Raw genomic sequence first — 22,554 nt, 5'->3', positions numbered from 1 at the left:
GTTCGTCGTGTGCGGGGCGGATTCCTGGCGTGAGCGTGATCCGTCGCGCTCTCCGCCGCTCACCGACCGGCCCTGTGAGGGTCGTGCGGTGAGCGACAGGGCGCGCGAGGATCAGGCGGCCAGCGCCTCGGGCTCCGCGAACGGCATGACGGCGGCACGGTCGATACGCAGCTGCCACGCGGCGGGGATGAGGATGTCGACGAGGCGCTCGCGGACCCGCGCGGTCAGGTGCGGGTCGTCGGCGACGATGTCGAGCGCCGCCTGCCGCCGGGCGAGGAAATCGCCGGCCGTGTTCGCGTTCGGCGACGGGTCGGTGGGGGAGAGGAGGGCGGCCTCGGCCGGGAGAGCACAGACCTCGTGCAGGGCCAGGGGCGTGCCGAACATGGCGTCGAGGTCCGCCTCGACGGCGCTGGCCGGGGCCGCGGCCGCCGCGAGGGGGATGTCGATCTGGTCCAGGAGCGCGAGCGTCTCGGCGTCGAGCTCGAGGGCGGGGTCGGTGGCAGGCATCGGTGTCTCCAAGGGGTCTGGGGTGGCCTGGTTGAGGAGCGCGAGGGCCCCGGGCTGCGAGGTGCAGCTCCGGGGCCCGGAGGGTGTGGATGGTGGTGCGGGTCAGGCGGCGAGCGGGGACCTGCGGCAGCGGGCGATGTACGCGGCGGCGGTCTCGCCCTCGACCGGTGCGGGCAGCGCGGTCTTGACCGAGGCCACGAGCGCGGTGTGCGCGGGCTGGTCGGCGGGGGTCAGGGGGCGGCGCCAGAGGGTGGCCAGGTGCAGGTAGGCGGCGCGGGTGAGGTGCTCCGCGAGGACGTCGCCCGCGAGCCGGTCGTGGCGGGCGTCGGCCAGAGCGCGCAGGGTGCCGACGGTCAGGGCGCGGAGGGACCGCTGGTCCCCGGCACTCTGGGGGCGCGGTGCCAGCGGGGCGCCGGCGGGACCGTCGACGGCCCGGCCGCGCTCCATGGGGATCGCGTCAGCCGGGACGGCCGCGCGGGCGGCATCCGCCTGCCGGGTGGCGGGCACCGCGCGCTCCCACTGCGCGCGCCGGTCGGCGGGCCGCTGCTGGGGCCGGGCGACCTTGAGGGTCTGGACGGTGGCGCGGCGGTGGCGGGTGAGGTCGACAGCGAGGCGCTCCTCGCGCGCCCAGTCCCGGTACTGGCGGCGCCACATGGACTCGGTGATGTCCACGTCGACGAGCCTGTTGCTGCTGCGGCAGCGGATCGCGGCGCCGACGCCAGCCCGGCCGGTGTGGTGCGGGACGAGTTTGAGGAGGTAGGTGCCGCGGTGGGGGGTCACGGCCACCCAGGTACGGCAGTCCGGGCACACCAGCGAGATACGGCGGGTCTGCGTGGTCTCCACCCGGCGCATGTCGATGTGACCGGGCGACAGGGTCGAGAGGACGATGTCGTCGAGGGGGCTGAGGCGGGAGGTACGGGTGCGGCCCTGGCGCGTAGCGGCCTTGGGCATGGCGAGCTCGGGCATGGCGACTCCTCGGCAGGGAGAGGGAGGGGGTGCAGGGCGGGTGCTCTCTCCGCCCACCAGGTCCACGAGCCAGCGGCCCGGTCCTGACGGACAGACAGCGCATCAGCGCTGAGGTCGTACAGCAGTCCTGCCGGCCGGGGGGTTTGGTGGTGCTACCGCCTCCGGCCACCTGCCCGACTCCGAGGAGGCGAGCTGCAGAAACTGCGGTGGTTCGTGGTCCGTCCAGCAGCGCCCCGAAACGCATGGGCACACCGCTGGCTACACCCTGCATCCGGCTACTCACCGCTTGCTGGGCACTTCGATTAGAACCCTGTTATTCGCGTCTGGTCAACCTGTCTAGCTAACCTGTTTTCTGTATGCCCTCTGACCTGCACGTTTCGTTGCTTAGTTAAAGAAGACTGAGTCGCCCACGGGTCGCGGCTTTCGAGAAACAACTAGACATGCGATGCTGGGCGCACCGGGTAGCGAGATCCGCTGCCCTCGCGATGCGCAAGGGAGGAGGAGCGATGGCCACCAAGCAGAAAGAACCGGGGAAGGTCGAACGGATCGCATCCGAGATCCGGGAGAAGATCGAGCGGGGCTCTCTCGCGCCTGGGTCGCGCCTGCCTGGCGTGCCTCAGCTCCAGCAGGAACACGGCATCGCCTATCAAACTGCGCGCGACATCTACGGTCTGCTCGAAGACGAGGGGTTGGTTTTCTCTCGTCGCGGCAGGGGGACCTACGTCTCGCTGGTGATCGACAAGATCTTGTCGGACCGCACCAATAGGTACCAGCCCGGTTTCCGAGAGGCCGGCGGCGCTGTAGGTGCGTTTGAGGCCGAGATGCGGGCGAAGGGGTTCGACTTCAAGAACGTCGTCACCATCGCCAAGGACGTACCGCCTAAGAAGGTCATCAGCATCTTCGAGATGCACCACCGGGCGAAGACGTTGAAGCGCGAGCGCGTCATGTCCGTGTTTCTGCCTCACAACGCTGAAGCCCTGGAGGTCGTCCAGGTCGCGACGTCCTGGTTCCCTGCAGACATCGTCGATGCCTGTCCGGCGCTCGCCTCCGTCAGGCCCGGTACAGGCGGCAGCAAGTCCCGCATGGCCGAGGCCGGGTTCGCACAGGTGCGTCTCCGTGAGGAGATCGAAGTACGTTCCCCCACTCGGGAAGAAGCGGCAGCCCTCGGCATCGCACCCGAGCAGGCGGTCATGGAGATCACCCACATGGGACTGACGGCCGAAGGACGGGTCGTGGAGATCTCCCTGCATGTACTCCCTCGCGCCAAGTGGCGCCTGTCCTACGAATGGGCCATAGACACGCCGAGAACCGGCTGACCAGCAAGAGCCACCCGATCCTCCGTCCAAACACCAGCAAGGAGCACCCAGCACATGGCCAGCAACCGAATCGACGACAGCGGCGTGATCCTGAGGGACGCGCGCACCCGGTACACCACCGGCCAGCGCGAAGAGAAGGGCGCGCACGGTGCGTTTGACGCCGAGCTGCGCCGGTCCGGCCGCACCCCGCGCACCGAGGTCTCCGTCAGCCGTGCTGCCGCGCCGGCGGACGTCGCTCAGCTCCTGGGCGTCGACGGCGACGTCGTCGTGCGGGCTCGGGAGATGTTCGACGGCGATCGCGTCATTCAGCTCGTCACCACGTACATCCCGGTCGACGTCGCCGAGGCCGCGGGCATCGAGCAGGTGGATACCGGCGTCGGCGGCATCATCAGCCGCATGAAGGAGGCCGGGTTCGACCAGGGCGACACCGCCCTCGAGGATGTCGAACTCCGTCCTGCCACCTCGGAGGAGGCGACTCGCCTCGGTCTGCCCGAGGGTGCCGACGTGCTGACCATCAACCACATCGGTACCGCAGGCGAACGCGTGGTTGAGGTGACCCAGCACGTCCTGAGCAAGGGCTGGACGCTGCGCTACGCCGCTCCGCTCACCTGACAAGGTGACTCGGGCGCCCCGGTTCCGCCGGGGCGCCCGTTCCCCTGGCCCCTTTGAGTCCTTGGAGACCGATCCCCAGATGAACACCGAGACGCGGCTCACCGCCCCCGAGCTCGTGGACGAGATCCGCAGCTCCCTCACCGCGACCATCGGGTGGATTCCCGCGCTTTCGGGCCCGGATGGTCCGACCGGCGTGCCCGAGGGCGCTCCCCTCTCCGAGGTCGCTCGGAGTCTGGACGAGTTCGCAGCAACAGCGACCCTGCCTTCCGCCGTCACCCAGCAGCTGCGCCGGGCAGCGGAATCGGTAGCCGCCGCGCTCCCCGCCGACTCTGACGCGGCGTACGGCCACCTGGGCGCCGCGTACGCATACGTGATCCAGGCACATCGCGCCGCTGGCGACGACACCAGCATCTGATCCCGAACTCCGCCGCCACCGTGAAGGAGAGGCCGTGAAGCACCCGCCGCGCTCGTCTCTCGCGGCTGTCGGGCGGGACTCAACATGGGCCGTTCGCCTCCCACTGGGACGGGGATCAACTCGTGTGAACGGCACTCACCGTGCTCTCCTCGGGACGCTTCGCAAAGTGACGATCACCGGTGACATCTGGGATGTCACCCCCACTTGTCACCTCCGCGCGATCACTGGGCCGTGCCATGCTCGGCCGCAGAAGGGCCGGCTTCCGCTCCGCGGGCATCACTCTGTCGGGGGGCAGGCTGCGCCGCTGGACCGTACGGGGAAGGGGAACTGCGATGGTTGATGAGCGTCCTGACTGGGCCCGCCGGATGGTGGAGGAGCGCGCCGCTCGGGACTGGTCGCAGACCGATGCCGTGCGCGCACTCATGGTCCGACTCCCCGACGACCAGGTCGTGAGCGAGCAGGACTTGCTCCGGCAGTGGAAGAGGTGGGAGGCCGGCGACGCGCAGCCGGTGAAGTACCGGTCGGCCATCGCTCAGACCTTCGGCACGACGACCGGAGCCTTTTTCCCTGAGCGGTCCCGCCGTGACGGGCGCGCTGAAATTTTGCAGGTCAGTGGCATGGACACAGTCGATATCATCGCGCGGCTGCGCGCGTCGGACGTCGACGCCGCAACGCTGGATGCCCTACGGATCACAGCAGACCGGCTGTGCTGCGAGTACGCGTACATGCCCGCCGACCAGCTGCTCGTTGAAGGCAAGGCGTGGCTGGCCCGGGTCGTCGGCCTCCAGCACCAGCGGGTGAGCCTGGCCCAGCACCGCGAGATCATCGCGCTGGCCGGAAAGCTGTCGCTCCTGGTGGGCTGTGTCGAGTACGACTCCGGGCGCCCGCGCGACGCGGAGGCGACCCGGCAGGCCGCGCTGATGCTCGGCCAGGAGGCGGGCGAGCTCGGCGTGCAGGGCTGGGCGCATGAGATGCGCGCCTGGTTCTCCTTGACCCGGGGCGACTTCCGCGGCGTCATCGCGGCTGCGGAAGCCGGGATCGCAGTAGCGCCGAACGAGAGCGTGGCCGCGCAGCTGTACGCGCAACAGGCCAAGGCGTGGGCTCGGCTAGGGGACCGGTCGCAGACCGAAGTGGCGCTGGACAAGGGGCGTCAGCTCCTCGAGCGCCTCCCGTATCCCGAAAACATCGAGGATCACTTTGTTGTCGACCCGGGCAAGTACGACTTCTACAGGATGGACGCGCTGCGCCGAGTGGGGGAGAACCGCCTCGCGGAGCAGCTGGCGAATCAGGTGATCCGGGCCGGGACGGACTTCGACGGGACGGAGCGTTCACCCATGCGGAACGCAGAGGCCCGGGTCACCCTCGGAGTCGTCGCGGCCCGCGAAGGCGATCTCGACACCGCGCTCGCGTACGGGGAGAAGGCGCTCGCCGGCGACCGGAAGTCCTTGCCCTCGCTCGCGCTGGTGGCCGCCGACCTCGGGCAGGCCCTCCAGTCCCACTACGCCGACGCCAGCGAGGCTCAGGCATTTGTCGCCCACCTGCGCGAACTGCGAGGTGGCCAGTGACCGTGGACGCGCTCGGCGTCAGGCGCCTCACAGCCGCCGGATGGGAAGCTGACCGCACTCAGCCCCACCGCAACAACCGCCTGCGGTACGCGGAGTTCCTCTCTTGGCTCCACCAGGACCTCGGCAATAGCGAACGCACCATCGACTCCGTACGCAACGCCCTCGACGGCATCGGCTCCGACCCCTCGCCCTGGGGCGTGTGGCTGAACGCCTCGTACGTCGAGGTCCACCGCGCCCAGGGCCTCGAAGTGCTCGGGCGTCACGACCAGGCCGCCGAGGCCTTCGCCGACGCTATTTGGCTGAGGCCCGACGACTACCACCGCGACCGCGGCGTCTACCTCGCGCGGCAGGCCGTCGCCCTGGCCGGCGCCCGTGACCCGGAGCGCGCCGCGACGGTCGGCATGAGCGCGCTGACCATCGCGTCCGACACCGGCTCCGGCCGGATCACGAACGAACTCGCCCGGCTCGACACCGCCCTGATCCCCAGGCGGCGCCAAACCCCTGTGGCCGAGTTCCGGGCTGCCTTCGACTCCACCCTCGCCCACGAGACCAAGGACGCCTGATCCTGATGACCGCCCGCCCCTACGTCGTGCTCTCCGCCGCCATGTCGGTCGACGGCTACCTGGACGACACCAGCTCGCAGCGGCTGCTGCTGTCCAACAGCGAGGACTTCGACCGCGTCGACCAGGTCCGCGCGGAGTCCGACGCCATCCTGATCGGCGCGACGACTATACGGAAAGACAACCCGCGGCTGCTGGTCAACTCCGACGAGCGCCGGGCGCGCCGCGTCGCCGACGGCAAGCCGGAGTTCCCTCTGAAAGTCACGGTCACCCAGTCCGGCGACCTGCCCGCCGACCTCAAGTTCTGGCACCACGGCGGGGCGAAGCTGGTCTTCACCGTGGACGACGCGGCCGAGAAGGTTAGCGCGACGCTCGGCGACCTCGCCGACGTCGTGAGTGCGGGACCGGATGTCGACTGGGGCTTCGTCCTCGATGAGCTCGGCCGCCGGGGCGTGAAGCGGCTGATGGTGGAGGGCGGAGGGACAATCCACACCCAGCTCATGGCCGCTGACCTCGCCGACGAGGTGCACCTCGCCATCGCCCCGCTCCTGGTCAGCCAGGCCGCTGCCCCGCGGTTCCTGGGCACGGCCGACTACCCGGGCGGGTCCACATCCCGAATGCGATTGCTGGAGGCCCGCGCGATCGGTGACGTCGTGCTGCTCCGCTACGCCCCGAAGGAGCGCGGCTGATGTATACGCCCGACCGCGAGCAAGACCTGCGCTGGATGCGGCGCGCCCTCGACCTCGCCGCACTGTGCCCTCCGGCGGCCGGTGCCTACTCGGTCGGCGCGGTCATCGTCGGCGACGACGGTACCGAGCTCGCGGCCGGCTACTCGCGGGAGGCCGACCCCCGCGAACACGCGGAGGAGGCCGCCCTCGGGAAGCTGTCGGCGGGCGACCCGCGCCTTGCCGGGGCAACGATCTACAGCACGCTGGAGCCCTGCTCCCAACGGAGTGCCGCCCGTACACCGTGCGCGCAGCGCATCCTCGACGCGGGTATCCCGCGTGTCGTCCTGGCCTGGCGCGAGCCCAGCCTGTTCGTCGACGACTGCGTGGGCTACGAGCAGCTGGTGGAAGCCGGAGTCGTGGTCGTCGAGCTGCGCGAACTGGCTGCGGCGGCCCGGGACGTCAACGGTCACCTCGGCGGCCTCGACTGATGCGCCCGTTCGTAGAGATTTGCGGTGATGTGCCGTCTGTTCCTGTACGCACAGTGGCGGGTGGGGCACAGGAGGGCTGCCGCCGGGGTAGGGTGATCCTCGCGCCAATGATCTCTACGGATCGCGGGCGCGCGCAGAAATGTAAGCGGCTCCGCTCCCCCGGGCTGGTAACCCGGGATCAACGCGGAGCCGGTGCCAGAGGCAGTTGTTCGAGGACTCCTCAGGCTGGACGCAACCTTTAAAGCAGAAGAGCAAGGAAGCGACATGAAGAAGAGTACCCGGAATTCATCCCGGTCAGACAGGTGGAGCGACGGTTCCGGCGTGAGGATCACACCGCCGATGGACGTTGCCCCTGTCCCTCCTACCGCCGCACACGCGTGACCGCCCGGAGCGGGGCTGGCCCCGCTCTCGCCGTCATGCCCACATGCCTCATCCCGAGGCGCCGCGTTGTCGACGCCTCGGGGCAGACCCCACCCGCTGAGGGGGGTCGGATGACGTAGGGATCTTGCAGGCGGGAGGTCTTGTGCCCCTTGGCGGGGGCGCTTTCCCTCTACCGCTGGCCGCTGGTGTTGGCGCACCGTGCGGCCTTCTTCCACGGACCGGAATAGCAGCTCCGATCTAAGGCCCGCCCTTCGAGGCTCCGGTTTGGCGACCGGGACCCACAGGACGAGCAACTTCAAGGTTCTCCCAGAACCACCCCATCGAGATGGGGCCCTTTCACGTACCCGGCGCAGGCCGAGAACGGAGTTCATAGTGCCGCACGTTCCCGATCCCTGTCATCTCTCAGGCCCCCGAGTGGGCGTTTCGCGTAAAAAGTCCCTTCATCGGATGTGTCGGGCTTTCCAGCCGCTTCGTCGCGTCATGACGTCGCATGCGCGGGGAGCGCGTGGGGTCATCGCGAGTGAGGGTGCTGATCTTTTTTCCCGCCCCGTGTCACGTTCGGGCAGCGCGGGCCCCTTGGGGAGGTATGTACGTCTCCAGGATTTCGTCCGCGAGCACGCGGGGCCTTCCGCGCTGCGGGGGGCTCGTGGGGTGGTCGGGATGAGCCCGTCGGTGATGGGCCGGGTGGGCCGGTGAGTGCGCGGGCGGCGGAGGCCGCAGTACTGGGTGCGGGCGAGGAGGCCGAGGTGCCCCGCCTGCCGGGGCAGCGTCGGCGGTTGCGGTCGGTTCCGGCCTCCAGCAAGCCTGGCGATGGCGGCCTGGATGATCCGCTGCGGCTGGGTCGCGCGATGCGGCTGCGGTTGCTCGCCGCGGTTCGGACGCTGCTGGCGGATCCGTCGATCGCCGGACAGCCGCACGTGGCCCAGTTGACGTCGGTGGTGCTGCTCGCGAAGTCACGGGCCGCTGAGGGCACGGACGATGACTGTGTGGCATCGACGTGGGTGGCGCAGCTGGGGAGCTGGATGGGGGTGGGGGAATCCACGGTGCACCGCCGGGGCCTTGCTCGGCTGCGGAAGTCGGACGCGCTGCACACGGAAGAGGTGCGCGACGAGCGCGGGTACCCGACGGGGCTGCGGTGCTTGCTGATGCCGGTGTGGCGGGCGCGTGGTGGCCGTGCTGCGAGGCATCCGCTCGCACTGAACCGGGCGGAGCTGGCAACGCTGCTGCGGTTGTGCGAGGCCCTGTTCGGGCCGGGGTGGGCAGCGACGGACAAGAAGGCGGCGACCCCGGCGGGCCTGCTGGCCGACCGTACGGGGCGGGGGGCCGCGTCGGACCGGCTCGCGCTGCTCCTGCTGGTGCTGAGCACCCCGGCGTCGGGGTGGCTGAACCTGTGCGGCGGGTCGGTGCGCGGTCGTGAGGGGCGGGCGGCGGCGACGCTGGCCCGGCTGCTGAGCTGCTCGGCGGCGGCCGCGCGGAAGGTTCTCGCGCGGCTGGAGGCAGCCGGTCTGCTGGAACGGGCCCGCAAGCAGACGGAGACCCAGATGCGCGGCAAGGGCCGGGTCCGGATCCTGCCCGTCGCTCGTGCTCACGGCCGTGCGCTGACTGCGGTACCCGACCCTGTCGCTGTGGAGAAGGGTCGGGGGGCCAACCCCGATTTTTCGGTGCGTCCTGTTAGTGCAGGCAGAGATCTCGCTCCTGCCGAGGCACCTGTGCCCCTTGGGGCGTCTGGGATCGGTGAGGAGAACGAGGCCGAAACTCCCGAGGTTCCGGAGCGTCCCGCTGGTGCAGAGTTCCACACAGACCACGCTCAGGGGGTTTCTGTCGTGGGTGAGGTTGAGGAGGTAGGTGGGTTTTCCGGCGGAGCCGATCCGGGGTTCTCGCCGTTGCCGGAACGCGTGTGCGCGGGCGAGGAGCCGGAGCTTGGTGAGGAGGCTGGGGGCCTCTGCGGGTCGTTGGGGGCGGGGGAGGGCCCGCTGCGCGGGGAACAACCGAACACCCTCCCGATCCCCTCGCAGCACCAGCAGCACGCCACCGCTGGCGCGGGCCACACGCGCACCGGTAGCGGGAAGGTTCCCGGCTCTCGGCTGCCTCGTCGGCGCCTGGCCCAGGTTCCGGAGCTGGGTGAGGCGCTGCGGCCGGTGACGTGGTTGTGGGACCGGCTCTCCGGCTGGCAGCAGCGGCAGATCGAGATCGCCGCCCGCGCCGAGCTCGTACGGCTGGCCGGGCTCGTGCCGCTGCCGCAGGACGCTCCGCGGGTGCTGGCCGAGCGGCTGGAGGCCAGAATCGCCCAAAGCCGGGGCCTGGTGATGATCCGCCAGCCCTACCCCTGGCTGTTGCACCGCGCGCTCGTCCAGCGCCCGGCCTGCTCGGATACGCGGTGCGACGACGGGATCAGCCTGGACACTGGCCAGCCTTGTGAGAGCTGCGGGAACGTGATCCATATCCGCCGCGCGCACCGGGCCCGCCTCGCAGCCGAGCTCGACCAGGAGCAGCCCGCCCTCGCCGCCGCAGAGCGACAGCGCGTCCTCGAGGAGCGGCTGCGCGAGCACACCGAGCGCGAGACCGAGGCCCGGCAGCGGCGTCATGCCGCCCAGCGCGAGCGCAGTCACCGGATGCGTGCTGCTGCGCGGGAACGGGCGGCGCGCGAACAGGAGGAGGCAGCCGCCCGCGAACGCGTGCGGCAGGCATTGCCGTGCGGGGACTGCGGGCGCCCAGACGCGGCCGGCCTGTGTGAGGTGTGCGGCTCCCGCCGCGAGCTCAACAACCTGATCGAGGAGGCCGGGATGTGCCAGGTCTCCTGGACCGTGAACCCCCGCCACCTGGACGAGATCGCCTCGGTCATGAACCAGGTCCGCGAGGACGTCCTGGCCCGGGTCGCAGCGAGCGTGGGCGAGCTGCGCGCCGCGCTCGCCGAGGACGGCATCGTCGACGACCCCAGTACCCCCGTCGTCGCCGCCTACCGAGGCCTGCGCGCCGCCCAGGAGGCCGCCGCCGAGTACCGGGCCACCGCCCTCGCGCAGCTGACCCGCACCCCCCAGGCGCAGGCCGAGGGCCGTTACGCCTACGCCGCCGAGCAATCCCGCAGCCACCACCGCCACGACCCCACCGGCCCGGGCCCTGCTGCCGCCACCCACGCCGCCGAAAGGGCCCGCACCCGCGCCGCCGAAGACCTCCTCACCCAGCGACTGGCCCACCTACGTGCACAGCCGCTCCCCGCCCAGTACGCGCCCACCACGGAGCGCCTCGGCGAGGCCTTGGCCTGCGTGCCAGGAGGTGCCGCATGAGCGCCGCTCATACGCCCTCCCCGGGCGCAGACCTCGCGCGTGCGGCACTGAAGGAGGCTCACCCCGCGCCTGCGGAGCGAACAACGGTCAGCAGCTGGCGATGCAGGATCCGCGCGACTCACCTCCGCGCGTGCGGAGCGGACCTTCCGGACCTGCAGCGTTAGGGCTCCTTTGCAACTACTTGACCACCCCTCACACGTGGTTCAACCTCCCTGACAAACCTCAGCCCAGCCTCTCAGATATCTCGTGCCGCAGCTCCTTCTCGCGGGCCCCGCGGAGCAGGGCTGGGTCACCTCCTGCCTACGGAGCGGACCACTGCGCCCTGCGGACCGCCGACGCCGACTGCGGCTCACCTCCGCGCGTGCGGAGCAGACCCCCCGGATCACGGACATGGCGCGCGAGGCGAAGGCTCACCTCCGCGCGTGCGGAGCAGACCGCAGCAGCAACGGTCAGGGCGACACCGGGGACGGCTCACCTCCGCGCGTGCGGAGCGGACTTCGGGACCACGGGGGCGGGCAAATCCCGCTGCGACTCACCTCCGCGCATGCGGAGCGGACGCCGCGTTCGCCCACAGCAACCGGGCCGAGTGGGACTCACCTCCGCGCATGCGGAGCGGACCTCCGCCTGGGCGAAGAGGGTCATCAGCTCGCCGACTCACCTCCACGCATGCGGAGCGGACCGCCGTTCGAGGTCCTGTACCGGATCGGGGACCGACTCACCTCCGCGCATGCGGAGCGGACATCGAGACGCAGCGCGAGGAACTGTTAGAGCGGGACTCACCTCCGCGCATGCGGAGCGGACCTCGCGTGCGTCAGCCCCTCCGCCCGCAGAGCCGACTCACCTCCGCGCATGCGGAGCGGACAGATTCCGGCGACTCCCCCGGTCACTCGTCGTCGACTCACCTCCGCGCATGCGGAGCGGACGCCGCGCTGCTCGAACGACCGGCCGCCCGGACCGACTCACCTCCGCGCATGCGGAGCGGACATGAACACCCAGCAGCAGACCCGGCCGCGGTTCGACTCACCTCCGCGCATGCGGAGCGGACCCCCTGACCAGGTGACCGCCATCGGTCAGCCTCGACTCACCTCCGCGCATGCGGAGCGGACGTGGCCCTCCTCGGGGGCCTGGCCGACACCCACGACTCACCTCCGCGCATGCGGAGCGGACGCGGCGGTTCGGGGACGGGAGCTCGTCGATGTCGACTCACCTCCGCGCATGCGGAGCGGACGGCGCCTCTCCGGCGACATCCGGGACGCACTCCGACTCACCTCCGCGCATGCGGAGCGGACGGCGTGCGGGCGGCTCCTGCGGCGCTACAGCGCGACTCACCTCCGCGCATGCGGAGCGGACATCCTCGGCCAGCCGATCACCGTGTGCAGGCCTGACTCACCTCCGCGCATGCGGAGCGGACGCCGGTCCACACCTCGTATCTCATCGGTGAGATGACTCACCTCCGCGCATGCGGAGCGGACGTCGACATCCTCACGGTCGCTGAAACGCAGGACCGACTCACCTCCGCGCATGCGGAGCGGACCGAAGCGTCGTGTTGTACAGGTCCCAGCCGCGCGACTCACCTCCGCGCATGCGGAGCGGACCCCTCCCCGTCGATCTGGACCCGTGCGAACGGCGACTCACCTCCGCGCGTGCGGAGCGGACGACGCCCCCTCAGGAAGCGCGACCAGGCACCACGACTCACCTCCGCGCATGCGGAGCGGACACCGCAGCCGTCGCGTGGGGCACCGTCCTCGCCGACTCACCTCCGCGCATGCGGAGCGGACTCCTCGGGGCGCACACCTCCGTCTCTGTTGATCGACTCACCTCCGCGCATGCGGAGCGGACTAGCCCGCCCAGGGTCGTCGCCCCATTCGGTCCGACTCACCTCCGCGCATGCGGAGCGGACGGTTTTGAGCCGTACGCGGCTCCGAGCAGCCGTGACTCACCTCCGCGCATGCGGAGCGGACGAAGAGCTGCGAGCCGCGGTGCACGCGCCGCTCGACTCACCTCCGCGCATGCGGAGCGGACGGCCGCGGGTTGCGCCCGCCCGTCCGCCAGACCGACTCACCTCCGCGCATGCGGAGCGGACCTCGACACCCTGCTGTTCCTCTGGCTCGCCCACGACTCACCTCCGCGCATGCGGAGCGGACCGTTCGTAGACCCCTCCGGCGCCGTATGGCCACGACTCACCTCCGCGCATGCGGAGCGGACCCCGGAACCAGCGCCGGCACGGCCTGCTGCACCGACTCACCTCCGCGCATGCGGAGCGGACCCTTCCCGACCTGCGACGTTAGACCTCCTTTGCAATTAGTTGACTAACCCTCACGCGTGCTCGGACCTCCTCGACAACCTCACTCCAGCCTGTCAGACATACCGCGCCGCGACCCTTAAACGGTCCTTCTCACAGGACTGCGGCGGGACGGAATCGAAAGCGGCGTCCACTGCTCACCTCCGCCTGCGCGGAGCGGATGGTTCCCCGGTGATCCGCACCCGGCGGTAGTCCGGTTCACCTCCGCGCGTGCGGAGCGGACTCGAACGATGTTTCGTTGACCCAGGCGTTCTCCGGTTCACCTCCGTGCCTGCGGAGCGGACTCCAACCGGCGAGCGAAGACACCCAAGCCCGGCGGTTCACCTCCGCGCATGCGAAGCGGACGGCTGCTGCACCGTGCCCCCCGCCACTGCCCCGTGGCTCACCTCCGCGCGTGCGGAGCGGACGGCGGTCGCATGGGTCGGCGGTCGATGGTGCCCGGCTCACCTCCGCGCATGCGGAGCGGACTTGGCTGGTCAGGACTGGTCAGGCTTGTCGGCCGACTCACCGCGAGACGAATGCGCTCGGGATCGTTGTTCCTTGGCCTGGTTGGTCAGGTGTGTAGGACACTGGGGGCCCTACACGGAGGAGGAAAAGTCGTGAGCGCTCAGCCCGAGCATGGCCCGCTGTCTGCGGGTGTCCCGTCGATGCGTACGCTCGCTGAACTCCGTGCCGCGCTGCGCCGGTACGGGCTTCCCGGGGACTTGCCCCGCTTCGACGCGGAACTGGCTGCGGCCGATCTCGACGATCTCACGCATGTTCGCGAGATCACCCAGGCCTACCGGCATCGTGTCCTCCTGAACCGGGACCAGGCAGCGGCTACCGCGATCGCTCGCAGCACAGGCGAGACCGACGCGGAACTCCGGCGCAAGATGAGCGAGACCAGCAGGTGAGCCTGGCGTTTCACTCCGACGCCGCCGAGAAGATCCTTCGCGAGCTGACCCGCCCGGAGCAGGCCGCCGTCGAGATGGTGCGCCGCCTCCTCGAAGAACAGTCGGTTCTTCCCGGGGCCCGCCCGCTGCCCGACCACGGACACGGCAGCACTACGTACGCGTACGAGTTGCTGCCCGAACAGACTGGCGACAGAGGGCTAAGCATCGTCTATCGGCATGCGGAAGATCTCAACGCCACCCTCATCCTCTGGCTCATCGTCGGCCCCTGACCAGCAACACAGCATCTCCAGGCACGAGGAAGAACGACAGCCACGCGGCGTGACCCTTCAGACACGCGGGCTAGACGTGGCCATCCCCTCCAGCTCATCCCCGCAGGCGGGGAGCGGGCGCAGCCGCACGCCTTCCGGGGATTCTCTGCGACTCGCCCCGCGTGGACTTCGTTTATCGGCCTAGACGTCACCCGCCGGGACCGGCTCACCTCCGCGCGTGCGGAGCGGACTGCCGCGCCTCATGGCGCTCATGCTCGAAGCCCGACTCACCTCCGCGCGTGCGGAGCGGCCCGCAGCAGCAGGCCGACAGCGCCGAGCGCGTCCGGGTCACCTCCGCGCATGCGGAGCCGCCTGCTCGGCGCGGGGCGGCGGCCGGTGCTCGGCCGGGTCACCTCCGCGCATGCGGAGCGGCCGCCTGGCAGGACGCCCGCGCGGCGCGGTACAACGGGTCACCTCCGCGCATGCGGAGCGGCCCACGCAGGTACCGAGGAACCGGAAGCGGGCGCCGGGTCACCTCCGCGCATGCGGAGCGGCCTCAGCCACATGGGCCTGATCCAGAGCGCTCTCCGGGTCACCTCCGCGCATGCGGAGCGGCCTTCCCGACCTGCAGCCAGGCGTGGGTGTTGGTGGCCTCGTTCTCCGCGTACCGGCGCTGGGTGTGCAGTTGCCACGTCAATGCTTGACCTTGGCGAACATCCTGCCGAATTCCTCGAAGCTGATCCATTGCGGCACGTGTACGGGCTCCTTCGGGCCGAAGTTCGCCAGCAACTCCGGCGGCTCGGCCACCGCTTCCTCGGCCGACTTCAGGTTGTCGAGCTGTCCCAGCTCTTCGGGGTCGCTCACCCGGTCGCCTTGGGCCGGGAGTTGCGCGACGAGCGCACGCAGCGTCGCGTCCTCACGAGCTACGTGATCGAGCGGTGGCGATGGGGTGGGTGAGCCGGGACAACCCGGCTGGCCCGCCTCTGGACCCGCCCGCCGACCTCGACCTCACGCCGTGGCGCCAGTAACTCGCCCCCGCGACCCGCCTCATGCGGGGGGTGGTGCGTTTTCAGGCAGAGCCGAAGGTGATTCCTCTCGGTTCCTGGGACACGTTGGAACCTCGCGCCCTAGGCTCACTCTCAGGCGGTGACGTGTCACTGCATGCGTACCTCTGATCGCACCCGTGATCAAGAATCGGAGGTATGTGTGAAGGGAACAAAGAAGCCGTCGCGCTGGGAGCGCCTGCTGCGCAAGCCGCTGGCGTCATCATGGCGGCGCTGGGCCCGGAGGGGCCTGGCGCTCGGGTCATTCCTGATTTCAGCAGCTCGATTCGCGGTCGAGCTGCTCAGGCACTGACCCGCACCGGAGGCCACTCCGGAGCCAACAGAACCGCAGGGGGTGCGCTTAGCGCGCCCCCTGCTTCAGCGTGTCCTAACTTAGGACCCTGCTAAGAAGGCTAAACCAGCGTGAGTCGCTCGCGCAGGAGAACATCTGCTCGCGAGCAGATTCTTCAAAAGAAGCGCTAAACGTTTTGCGCTCCTGCGCACATAGAACTCGCTGGTCACGACCAGCCTCGGCCGACACGCCGCTAGTCGACTAGCGGACCTCGATGGCGAACTGTCCGGAACGTTCAGACCACCGACTCACATGAGTCAGTGGTCTGTGAGGTTAATCTACTCACGTGAGTTGGCTGGATCATCACCCGCCGCCCCAGTGTCGTATCCAGTCGGCAGCCTGAGCACCACCAACGGTTTTTCGTAGGTGACCGCTTCCGGAGGTCGGCCTTCATGCGGCCCACCCCGGCCCGCCGCGCATCCCCAGTCGCGGCGGAGCGGGCCACCCCGTCCGGTATCGCCTCCGTAGGATCACCGGCATGATTCGAGCGGTGGTCTTCGATGTCGGTGAGTGCCTGGTGGACGAGACGCGGGAGTACGGCACGTGGGCCGACTGGCTCGGTGTTCCCCGCCACACCTTCGCCGCCATGTTCGGCGCCGTCATCGCTCAGGGCCGCGACTACCGGGATGTCTTCCAGGAGTTCCAGCCCGGCTTCGACCTCTACGCCGAGCGTGAGCGCCGCGCCGCCGCCGGCCAGCCCGAGCACTTCGGCGAGGACGACCTCTACCCGGAGGTGCGCGACGCCCTCCACGCCTTGCGCGCGGATGGGCTCTGGCTCGGCATCGCGGGCAACCAGACCGTCCGCGCGGGCCGCATCCTTCGCGAGCTGTTCACGAAGGACGTCGACCTGATCGGCACCTCCGACGACTGGGGCGCGAGCAAGCCCGACCCGGCCTTCTTTCACCGCGTCGCCGAGGCTGTTCCCGTCGAGCCGGGCGAGATCCTGTACGTCGGCGACCGCGTGGACAACGACATTGCGCCCGCCCGGAAGGCGGGGATGCTCACCGCGCTCGTGCATCGGGGGCCCTGGGCGACGATCCAGTGGCGCACGGAGGCGGCCGAGAAGCTTCCCACCTTCCGCGTCGAAAGCCTCGCGGAGCTTTCGCCTCGCATCGCGACCTTCAACGGGCCAGAGCACTGACGGTGGTCGACCAGTCGTAGAGGCGGTCGTCGAGGGCGCGCACGCACGGCTCGTGCTGGTGCGGGGCGAGGGCGCGCCGCACCTCCCGCACGCGGTCCATGCCCACCGCGTACCAGGCTCGGGCGAGTTGGTCGAGCGCGCGTGCCGCGAAGACGCACGCCTCCTCCGGGCGCCCTGCTTCCGCTTCGACTGCGGCGAGGTCCCCGAGGAGGACAGCGCTCTGCTTCTCCTCGGCGGCTGGGAGAGCGTCGAGCGCGGCGAGGAGCGTCTCGCGCGCCTGCGGCAGATGACCCGCCTTGAGCTGGGTGTTGCCCTTGAACGCGGCGAGGCGCACGGCGCTGAACCAGTCGAACCACTCCGGCAGGCCCTCGCCCGTGCCGTGCGCGAGGAGATCCTCGCCGTGCCCGATCAGATGCAGCGCCGTCCTGGTGTTCCCGCAGCGCGTCTCGCACTCGGCCTCCACAGCGTCGAGCCACGCCATCACCTCGTCGGGCGCGTCCCCACGCCGCGCGTAGGTGCGGGCTGCGGTCATGCGCTCAGCGGCGGCGGTCCGGTCTCCGGCCCAGCCGGGGACGAACGCGGTGTGCGCGAGCACGGCTGCGCCAAGCAGGGCGTCATCCGCTTCCCCGGCCGCCTGGAGGGCGCGCAGCCACGTCCCCGACGCACGGTCCGGCTCCTGCAGGTCGAAAAACTCGATCCGCCCGGCGAGGAGATGCGTCTCCGCAAGGGCGCTCGCAACGAGCGTGCGGGTCTGCCCTGCCGTCTCAGTGAGGAGAGCGTGCCCGAGCCCCGCGTGCGCGACGACCGCCGGGTGGAGGGTGGACGGGGCCACCGACCAGTACAGTCGCCGATGCGCACGCGTCGTGGCGGCGAAGTCGGCGGCAACCGAGGCGGGCTGGATGGCCCGCGCGGACTGCGTCGGAACCTGCGCGGCCACCGGAGCGGAGAGCGGTGATCTGGCGGCCTGGGTCACGGAAGGGCCTGATGGGGTGAACCCCAACGCGGGTAGGTCCTGGCCGAGGAGGCGAGTGAGGGCTTGCTGCATGTCGCCCTGGGGCCAGGGCGGCGTGTCCGATTCCCAGCGGCGGACTTGGCGGACGCCGACACCGAGCGCGTCGGCGAGGGCCTGCTGGGACGGGTAGCCAGCCGCGATGCGCGCGGCACGCAGGCGGGCGTTCCCCAAACTGGGCATCAATCCTCCTTGATGACGGGGCTTCAGTGTCTGCGAAGTCCGCCGAGCACGCCACCGTCACCCGCACGGGGGGCCGAAAGCCCGCTTTGCGGCAGCAATAAGACCTGTATAAGTCCTCGTTTCATCTCCGGAGCAGGGCCATCCTGGGTAGCCCACCGACCTCCGGGAGTGCTCGTGGAGACCGCCCCTGATCTCGCGCCCGCGCCGCCCACAGCATCTGCCGTGCGCGTGCCGCGAGGCATTGGCCTGTCCGCCGTCCAGATCCTCGGCGCCCGCTGCGGCACCGCGATCGACGACGGGGCGGGCAGCGTCTACTTCCTCGTGCCGCGGGGGGCGAACGTTGCGGGCGCGGACCCGGCCACCGCGCCGCTCCCTGCCGGGCGACGCACCAGCGGGCCAGGGCCCCGCTGGCTGGTGTGCCCCGCCGAGACCTGGCTGCCCACCGACCCCGCCGCCCTTGCTGCCGCCCTGGCCGACGCCCTTCCCCACCCGAGCGCCCTCACGGGCGAGCAGGTGCGCGGCGCCGCCTGTGTGTGGTGCGGGAAGCCTGTGCAGGCGGGGCTCAATGACGTCGACCTCGGGGCACGCCGCTGGCGCCCCAGCGGCGGCGCCTCGATCGCCTGGTTTCCGCGCACCTGCCGCGCCTGCCACCACGTCAGGGAGGACCGGTGACCGGGCCCGGAGCGCCCGCGCGCTCGATCGGCTGGTGCGCGTGGCACAGGGGCCTCGCCGACGACCCCGTGCTCATCGAGGTCATCGAGACCGCGTCCGGGCCCGGCGCTGGGGGCCGCCTCTACGCCTGCCCCCGCTGCCGCAAGTCGTACCAGCTCACGCCCTACAGGGAGAAGTGATGAGCATGCCAGAGGAAGAGCGGTCCGCGCGCGCTGCCATCAGCGATCACTCCTTCAGATGCAGCCGCTGCCGGAGCGGCGACGCCGGATGCCCCGAGGCCGAGGCCTTGTACCGCACCTGGCGGTCCGCCTGGCGGCCCGCCTGGCCTCTCGACGATGAGGTGTCCCGTGCGAACGGGCACGTGTGAGCGCTGCGATCTCCCCTTCGAGCCCGGACAGGAGGTCGAGGTGATATCCCGCGACTCCATGTCCGGGGCGCGGCCGGACGCCTCGGTGCACGCGACCTGCCCGCAGCGCCGTGAGCGGCTGCCGCCCGGGCCGAGCGTCCCGGCCCGTGGCGCCCGTAGGTAGGCAGGGCCTTCCTGATTCCCGCCCTACACCCCGTCAGGGGCGGGACGCCGCAGCCCCCGGCCGGAGGACAAGTCCGGCCGGGGGCTCACAGCAGCAGGTCGCGCACCTCGCAGCTCAGGGCGGAGGCGATGAGGAGGAGTTCGCCGTACCGGGTCTCTCTCGCCGCGCGCGCACCGCTGGATCGTGCGCCGCACGACACCGACCGCATCGGGGGAGCGGTTCACCTCCGTGCGTACGGAGCGGACGCGAAGCCGCCGGAGAAGAGCTACGGCAGCGTCGGCTCACCTCCGTGCGTACGGAGCGGACGCAAAGGAGGCGTATTGCGCACTCCGCCGCGACGGCTCACCTCCGTGCGTACGGAGCGGACATCACCGCCCGCGAGGCGGGCCTCCTGCAGACCGGCTCACCTCCGTGCGTACGGAGCGGACTGGACGCGAAACGGAGCCAGGTCGGTCTCGGCCGGCTCACCTCCGTGCGTACGGAGCGGACTCTGCCCAGCCTGCGCCGAGGAGCGTCTGGGGCGGCTCACCTCCGTGCGTACGGAGCGGACCATGCCTCCGCGTACGGATGAGCTGCGGGGGGCGGCTCACCTCCGTGCGTACGGAGCGGACATGACCGACCAGCCGGACAACTTCATGCCACTCGGCTCACCTCCGTGCGTACGGAGCGGACGTCGCGACCAACCCGGAGCAGGCCCACATCGACGGCTCACCTCCGTGCGTACGGAGCGGACGGGCCTTCTTCCAGCAGGACCCGGGGGTGGTCCGGCTCACCTCCGTGCGTACGGAGCGGACGGCGTTCCAGCAGCTCGTCGGCGCGATCCGCCCGGCTCACCTCCGTGCGTACGGAGCGGCCGCGTCCGATTCGCCGACATCCGCGCGCTTGACCGGCTCACCTCCGTGCGTACGGAGCGGCCCCTTCCCGAGCTGCAGCGTTAGGGCGGCTTTGCAATTCCTTGACGATTTCGAGGCTTTGCTTCCCTTGTCTCTTCAGTGGTCGTGGTCAGCCTCTCAGATTCTCTCGCCGAGGCTGGCGGGGTGTCGTGGAGGTTTCTGGGTGGGGTCGCGACAGGCCTGGGTGGTGTGGCTGAGGGCGTTTTTGCTGGTGGGAGCTGTTGTCAGTGGGGGGTGCTACTTGTGTGGGCATGGCTCGCGACGTGGCGGTTTCGGGGTGTGTTGTCGATGTGCGGTTGTGGGGGAAGGAGTCTCAGCTTTCGCGGCCATATCCGGTGGTCTGTCATTTGCTGGATGTGGCGGCGGTGTTCGGGGAGTTGTGGGACACCCTGGTGGATGCGCGGCTGCGGGAGGAGGTCGCTGGGGAGTTGGGGGTCGGGGCGGGAGAGGCGCGGGCGGTTTTGGCTTTTTGGGCTGGTTTGCATGATCTAGGGAAGATCAGTCCGCCGTTTCAGGCGCAGGTGCCGGAGTTGTTCCGTGGGGTGGCGGCTGATGGGCGGTATGGGGCGGCGGTGGGTGCGGAGAGGCTGAGGGAGTTTCGGCATGAGGCGGCTACTCACTGGGCGTTGACGTTGTTGCTTGCTGAGGAGGGTTATCCCACGGCTCCGTCTCAGCTCAAGAGCCTCGCGCATCAGGTGGCGCAGTTTCTGGGTGGGCATCATGGGCGGTTTGGCGCGGTGGTGTCGAGGCGGGAGGCCGCGCAGGGTTCTGAGTACAGGCCGGGGCTGGGGGAGCGGGGGTGGGGGGAGCAGCGGCGTGTGCATTTGCGTGCCTTGCGGCGGGTGGTGGGGGCCGGGGCGGTACCGGTGGGGGAGTTGTCGGCGGTGTCGGCGGTGCGGTTGCACGGGCTTGTGGTGCTTGCTGACTGGCTCGCGAGTGACACGGTGTGGATCGAGGGGCTCATGCCTGGCAAGGGGTGGGGGGCGTCGGATGCGGATTTGGCGGACCACTTCGCGCGGGCGGTTGAGTGTGCTCCGGGTGCGGTGAGCGGGGCGCGGCTGGGGCGTGCGATGTTTCCGCGGGGTGGGGTGTTCGAGGAGATGTTCCCGTTCCGGCCGAACGCGTTGCAGCGGGATGTGGCGGAGACGTTGCCGGCTTTGGTGGGTGAGCGGGGGTCGGGGCTGGTGTTGGTGACGGCGCCGACCGGTGAGGGGAAGACGGAGGCGGCGTTGTTTGCGGCTGCTGTGCTCGGTCGTGCGGCTGGGGCGCGTGGTTTGTATTTTGCGTTGCCGACGATGGCGACGGCCGATGCGATGTTTTCGCGGGTGGCCGGGTTCGCTGACCGGGCGATGTACGGGGAGCGGGCGTTGTTGCTGCTGCATGGGTCGTCGTGGTTGAGCACGGTCATGGATGAGGACGGTGCGGGGTCTGTCGCGCCGGATTCGTGGCTGGTCGAGGCGTCGGCTGGGTCCGGGCCGGGTGCGGTGCGGTGCTCTGCTGCCGCGCCGCCCGTCTCTTCGTCCGGTATCAGGGCGGGGCGTGTGACGGCGGTGGAGGCGGACGCGTGGTTGCGTGGCGGGCGGTTGCGGGGGTTCGCGGCGCCGTTGGGTGCGGGGACGATTGATCAGGCGCTGACGGCGGTGTTGCCGGTGCGGTACAACGTGCTGCGGTTGTTCGGTTTGTCGGACAAGGTGCTGATTGTGGATGAGGCGCACGCGTATGGGCCGTGGATGCAGACGCTGATGGTGCGGTTGCTGGAGTGGCTGGGCGCGTTGCGGGCGCCGGTGGTGTTGTTGTCGGCGACGTTGACGGGGCGGACGGCGACGTCGTTGGTGGATGCGTACCGCAGGGGGGCGGGCTTCGCGGAGCCGAGTGCGGTGGAGCCGGCGTATCCGGGCTGGTTGTTCGTGAGTGCGGGGACGGGTGGGGTGACGGCGGCGCGTGCGGTGGCGACGTCGCGTTCGCGCACGCTGGACTTGTTGGTGCGCCGGGTGTCGTGGGATGTCGGGGACGGCGTTCCTGTGCCGCGTCCGGGTGGGCGCCGGGCCGCGTTGCGCAGTGTGCTGCGGCCGGTGGCGGAGGAGGGTGGTACGGCGCTCGTGTGCTGTACGACGGTGGCGGAGGCGCAGTGTACGTACCGCGATCTTGTCTCCGCCTACCCGGAGTTGGCGCGTGAGGAGGGTGGGATCCGGTTGTTGCATTCCCGGTTTCCGGGCTTGTTGCGGCAGGAGATCACGGCGGGTTGTGAGGTGGCGTACGGGAAGCCTGAGGCCGGGGTGGGTCTGCGGGCGCGGCCGGCGTCGATTCTGGTGGCTACTCAGATTGTGGAGCAGTCGCTTGACTTCGACTTCGACCTGGTGGTGAGTGATCTGGCGCCGCTTGCGCTGCTGTTGCAGCGTGCGGGGCGGGGGCGTCGTCATGCGCGTGGGGGCGGGGTTCCTGGGCCGCGTCCGGGGGGGCGCCGGGCCGCGTTGCGCAGTGTGCTGCGGGCGGTGGCGGAGGAGGGTGGTACGGCGCTCGTGTGGC

The 22,554-nt window shown here is 70.4% G+C and carries 19 protein-coding genes and 3 CRISPR repeat arrays; of the genes, 14 read left to right on the top strand and 5 right to left on the bottom strand.

All coding sequences use genetic code 11. The annotated features are described in order from the left end of the window. Positions 1–111: 111 nt before the first annotated feature. Complete coding sequence (locus IF99_RS0119055) at positions 112–507, bottom strand: hypothetical protein (RefSeq protein WP_030997756.1); 396 nt, start codon at positions 505–507, stop codon at positions 112–114. 102 nt (positions 508–609) lie between these two features. Further along, complete coding sequence (locus IF99_RS31680; RefSeq protein WP_051703568.1) at positions 610–1,473, bottom strand: hypothetical protein; 864 nt, start codon at positions 1,471–1,473, stop codon at positions 610–612. Positions 1,474–1,979: 506 nt separating this feature from the next. Between IF99_RS31680 and IF99_RS0119045 the strand changes: the two genes are divergently transcribed. The 10 genes from IF99_RS0119045 (at position 1,980) to IF99_RS0119000 (ending at position 14,226) form a co-directional block, all read left to right on the top strand. Continuing rightward, positions 1,980–2,789, top strand: coding sequence for a GntR family transcriptional regulator (locus tag IF99_RS0119045; RefSeq protein ID WP_030997754.1), 810 nt, complete (start codon positions 1,980–1,982; stop codon positions 2,787–2,789). 54 nt (positions 2,790–2,843) lie between these two features. Continuing rightward, a complete protein-coding gene (locus IF99_RS0119040) occupies positions 2,844–3,401 on the top strand; it encodes a UTRA domain-containing protein (protein ID WP_030997753.1) in 558 nt (185 codons plus the stop codon). A gap of 79 nt (positions 3,402–3,480) precedes the next feature. Further along, complete coding sequence (locus tag IF99_RS0119035; protein ID WP_030997751.1) at positions 3,481–3,816, top strand: hypothetical protein; 336 nt, start codon at positions 3,481–3,483, stop codon at positions 3,814–3,816. A gap of 332 nt (positions 3,817–4,148) precedes the next feature. Then, the gene (locus IF99_RS0119030; protein ID WP_030997749.1) at positions 4,149–5,381 is read left to right on the top strand and encodes a hypothetical protein; all 1,233 of its coding nucleotides are present in this window, start codon (positions 4,149–4,151) and stop codon (positions 5,379–5,381) included. Next, positions 5,378–5,944: a hypothetical protein gene (locus IF99_RS0119025; protein ID WP_234340755.1), complete on the top strand. Its 567-nt coding sequence runs from the start codon at positions 5,378–5,380 to the stop codon at positions 5,942–5,944. Before IF99_RS0119030 ends, IF99_RS0119025 begins: the two co-directional genes overlap by 4 nt. Positions 5,945–5,949: 5 nt before the next feature. After that, the gene (locus IF99_RS35615; protein WP_030997746.1) at positions 5,950–6,630 is read left to right on the top strand and encodes a RibD family protein; all 681 of its coding nucleotides are present in this window, start codon (positions 5,950–5,952) and stop codon (positions 6,628–6,630) included. Further along, the gene (locus tag IF99_RS35610) at positions 6,630–7,097 is read left to right on the top strand and encodes a deaminase (RefSeq protein WP_030997745.1); all 468 of its coding nucleotides are present in this window, start codon (positions 6,630–6,632) and stop codon (positions 7,095–7,097) included. The genes IF99_RS35615 and IF99_RS35610 overlap by 1 nt, the downstream gene beginning before the upstream one ends. Before the next feature lie 1,127 nt (positions 7,098–8,224). After that, entirely contained in the window at positions 8,225–10,762 is a 2,538-nt protein-coding gene (locus IF99_RS0119010; protein WP_158716623.1) for a hypothetical protein, read from the top strand. Between the two features lie 345 nt (positions 10,763–11,107). Then, positions 11,108–13,028: direct repeats of the CRISPR family, unit length 29 nt; unit sequence CGACTCACCTCCGCGCATGCGGAGCGGAC. Between the two features lie 635 nt (positions 13,029–13,663). Next, positions 13,664–13,957 carry a hypothetical protein gene (locus IF99_RS0119005; protein ID WP_030997743.1) on the top strand — a complete coding sequence of 98 codons (294 nt, stop codon included), beginning with the start codon at positions 13,664–13,666 and terminating at the stop codon, positions 13,955–13,957. Beyond that, positions 13,954–14,226 (top strand): hypothetical protein, encoded by a 273-nt coding sequence (locus IF99_RS0119000; RefSeq protein ID WP_030997742.1) that lies wholly within the window; start codon positions 13,954–13,956, stop codon positions 14,224–14,226. Before IF99_RS0119005 ends, IF99_RS0119000 begins: the two co-directional genes overlap by 4 nt. Positions 14,227–14,426: 200 nt before the next feature. Further along, positions 14,427–14,822: direct repeats of the CRISPR family, unit length 29 nt. 76 nt (positions 14,823–14,898) lie between these two features. On the opposite strand, the gene IF99_RS34380 is transcribed toward IF99_RS0119000, so the two are convergent. Continuing rightward, positions 14,899–15,069: a hypothetical protein gene (locus IF99_RS34380; protein WP_199806519.1), complete on the bottom strand. Its 171-nt coding sequence runs from the start codon at positions 15,067–15,069 to the stop codon at positions 14,899–14,901. Between the two features lie 1,009 nt (positions 15,070–16,078). On the opposite strand from IF99_RS34380, the gene IF99_RS0118985 reads away from it, so the two are divergent. Beyond that, entirely contained in the window at positions 16,079–16,741 is a 663-nt protein-coding gene (locus tag IF99_RS0118985; RefSeq protein WP_030997741.1) for an HAD family hydrolase, read from the top strand. Here the strand turns inward: IF99_RS0118985 and IF99_RS0118980 are convergent. After that, positions 16,722–17,933 carry a hypothetical protein gene (locus IF99_RS0118980; RefSeq protein WP_030997739.1) on the bottom strand — a complete coding sequence of 404 codons (1,212 nt, stop codon included), beginning with the start codon at positions 17,931–17,933 and terminating at the stop codon, positions 16,722–16,724. The genes IF99_RS0118985 and IF99_RS0118980 overlap by 20 nt on opposite strands. A gap of 228 nt (positions 17,934–18,161) precedes the next feature. Between IF99_RS0118980 and IF99_RS35775 the strand changes: the two genes are divergently transcribed. Continuing rightward, on the top strand, positions 18,162–18,605 hold the full coding sequence (locus tag IF99_RS35775; RefSeq protein WP_420705685.1) for a hypothetical protein: 444 nt from the start codon (positions 18,162–18,164) through the stop codon (positions 18,603–18,605). Beyond that, a complete protein-coding gene (locus IF99_RS0118965; protein ID WP_030997737.1) occupies positions 18,602–18,784 on the top strand; it encodes a hypothetical protein in 183 nt (60 codons plus the stop codon). The genes IF99_RS35775 and IF99_RS0118965 overlap by 4 nt, the downstream gene beginning before the upstream one ends. A gap of 436 nt (positions 18,785–19,220) precedes the next feature. On the opposite strand, the gene IF99_RS35485 is transcribed toward IF99_RS0118965, so the two are convergent. Next, on the bottom strand, positions 19,221–19,343 hold the full coding sequence (locus IF99_RS35485) for a hypothetical protein (protein ID WP_267882246.1): 123 nt from the start codon (positions 19,341–19,343) through the stop codon (positions 19,221–19,223). Positions 19,344–19,351: 8 nt separating this feature from the next. Beyond that, a CRISPR array of direct repeats spans positions 19,352–20,051; the repeat unit is 29 nt; unit sequence CGGCTCACCTCCGTGCGTACGGAGCGGAC. A gap of 228 nt (positions 20,052–20,279) precedes the next feature. Between IF99_RS35485 and IF99_RS0118950 the strand changes: the two genes are divergently transcribed. Beyond that, a partial coding sequence (locus IF99_RS0118950; RefSeq protein ID WP_107048986.1) for a CRISPR-associated endonuclease Cas3'' occupies positions 20,280–22,554 on the top strand: 2,275 nt, incomplete at its 3' end.

The sequence above is a fragment of the Streptomyces sp. NRRL F-5630 genome (assembly GCF_000719475.1).
Taxonomy (GTDB): Bacteria; Actinomycetota; Actinomycetes; order Streptomycetales; family Streptomycetaceae; genus Streptomyces.
This window is presented reverse-complemented; position numbering and strand designations above follow the sequence as displayed.

Excerpts from the sequence above, each read along its gene's own strand:
- IF99_RS0119030 (WP_030997749.1), top strand. The coding sequence starts at position 4,149 with ATGGTTGATGAGCGTCCTGACTGGGCCCGCCGGATGGTGGAGGAGCGC.
- IF99_RS35610 (WP_030997745.1), top strand. The coding sequence starts at position 6,630 with ATGTATACGCCCGACCGCGAGCAAGACCTGCGCTGGATGCGGCGCGCC.
- IF99_RS0119055 (WP_030997756.1), bottom strand. The coding sequence starts at position 507 with ATGCCTGCCACCGACCCCGCCCTCGAGCTCGACGCCGAGACGCTCGCG.
- IF99_RS0119035 (WP_030997751.1), top strand. The coding sequence starts at position 3,481 with ATGAACACCGAGACGCGGCTCACCGCCCCCGAGCTCGTGGACGAGATC.
- IF99_RS0119045 (WP_030997754.1), top strand. The coding sequence starts at position 1,980 with ATGGCCACCAAGCAGAAAGAACCGGGGAAGGTCGAACGGATCGCATCC.
- IF99_RS31680 (WP_051703568.1), bottom strand. The coding sequence starts at position 1,473 with ATGCCCGAGCTCGCCATGCCCAAGGCCGCTACGCGCCAGGGCCGCACC.
- IF99_RS0118985 (WP_030997741.1), top strand. The coding sequence starts at position 16,079 with ATGATTCGAGCGGTGGTCTTCGATGTCGGTGAGTGCCTGGTGGACGAG.
- IF99_RS35485 (WP_267882246.1), bottom strand. The coding sequence starts at position 19,343 with ATGCGGTCGGTGTCGTGCGGCGCACGATCCAGCGGTGCGCGCGCGGCG.
- IF99_RS0119040 (WP_030997753.1), top strand. The coding sequence starts at position 2,844 with ATGGCCAGCAACCGAATCGACGACAGCGGCGTGATCCTGAGGGACGCG.
- IF99_RS0118980 (WP_030997739.1), bottom strand. The coding sequence starts at position 17,933 with ATGCCCAGTTTGGGGAACGCCCGCCTGCGTGCCGCGCGCATCGCGGCT.
- IF99_RS35615 (WP_030997746.1), top strand. The coding sequence starts at position 5,950 with ATGACCGCCCGCCCCTACGTCGTGCTCTCCGCCGCCATGTCGGTCGAC.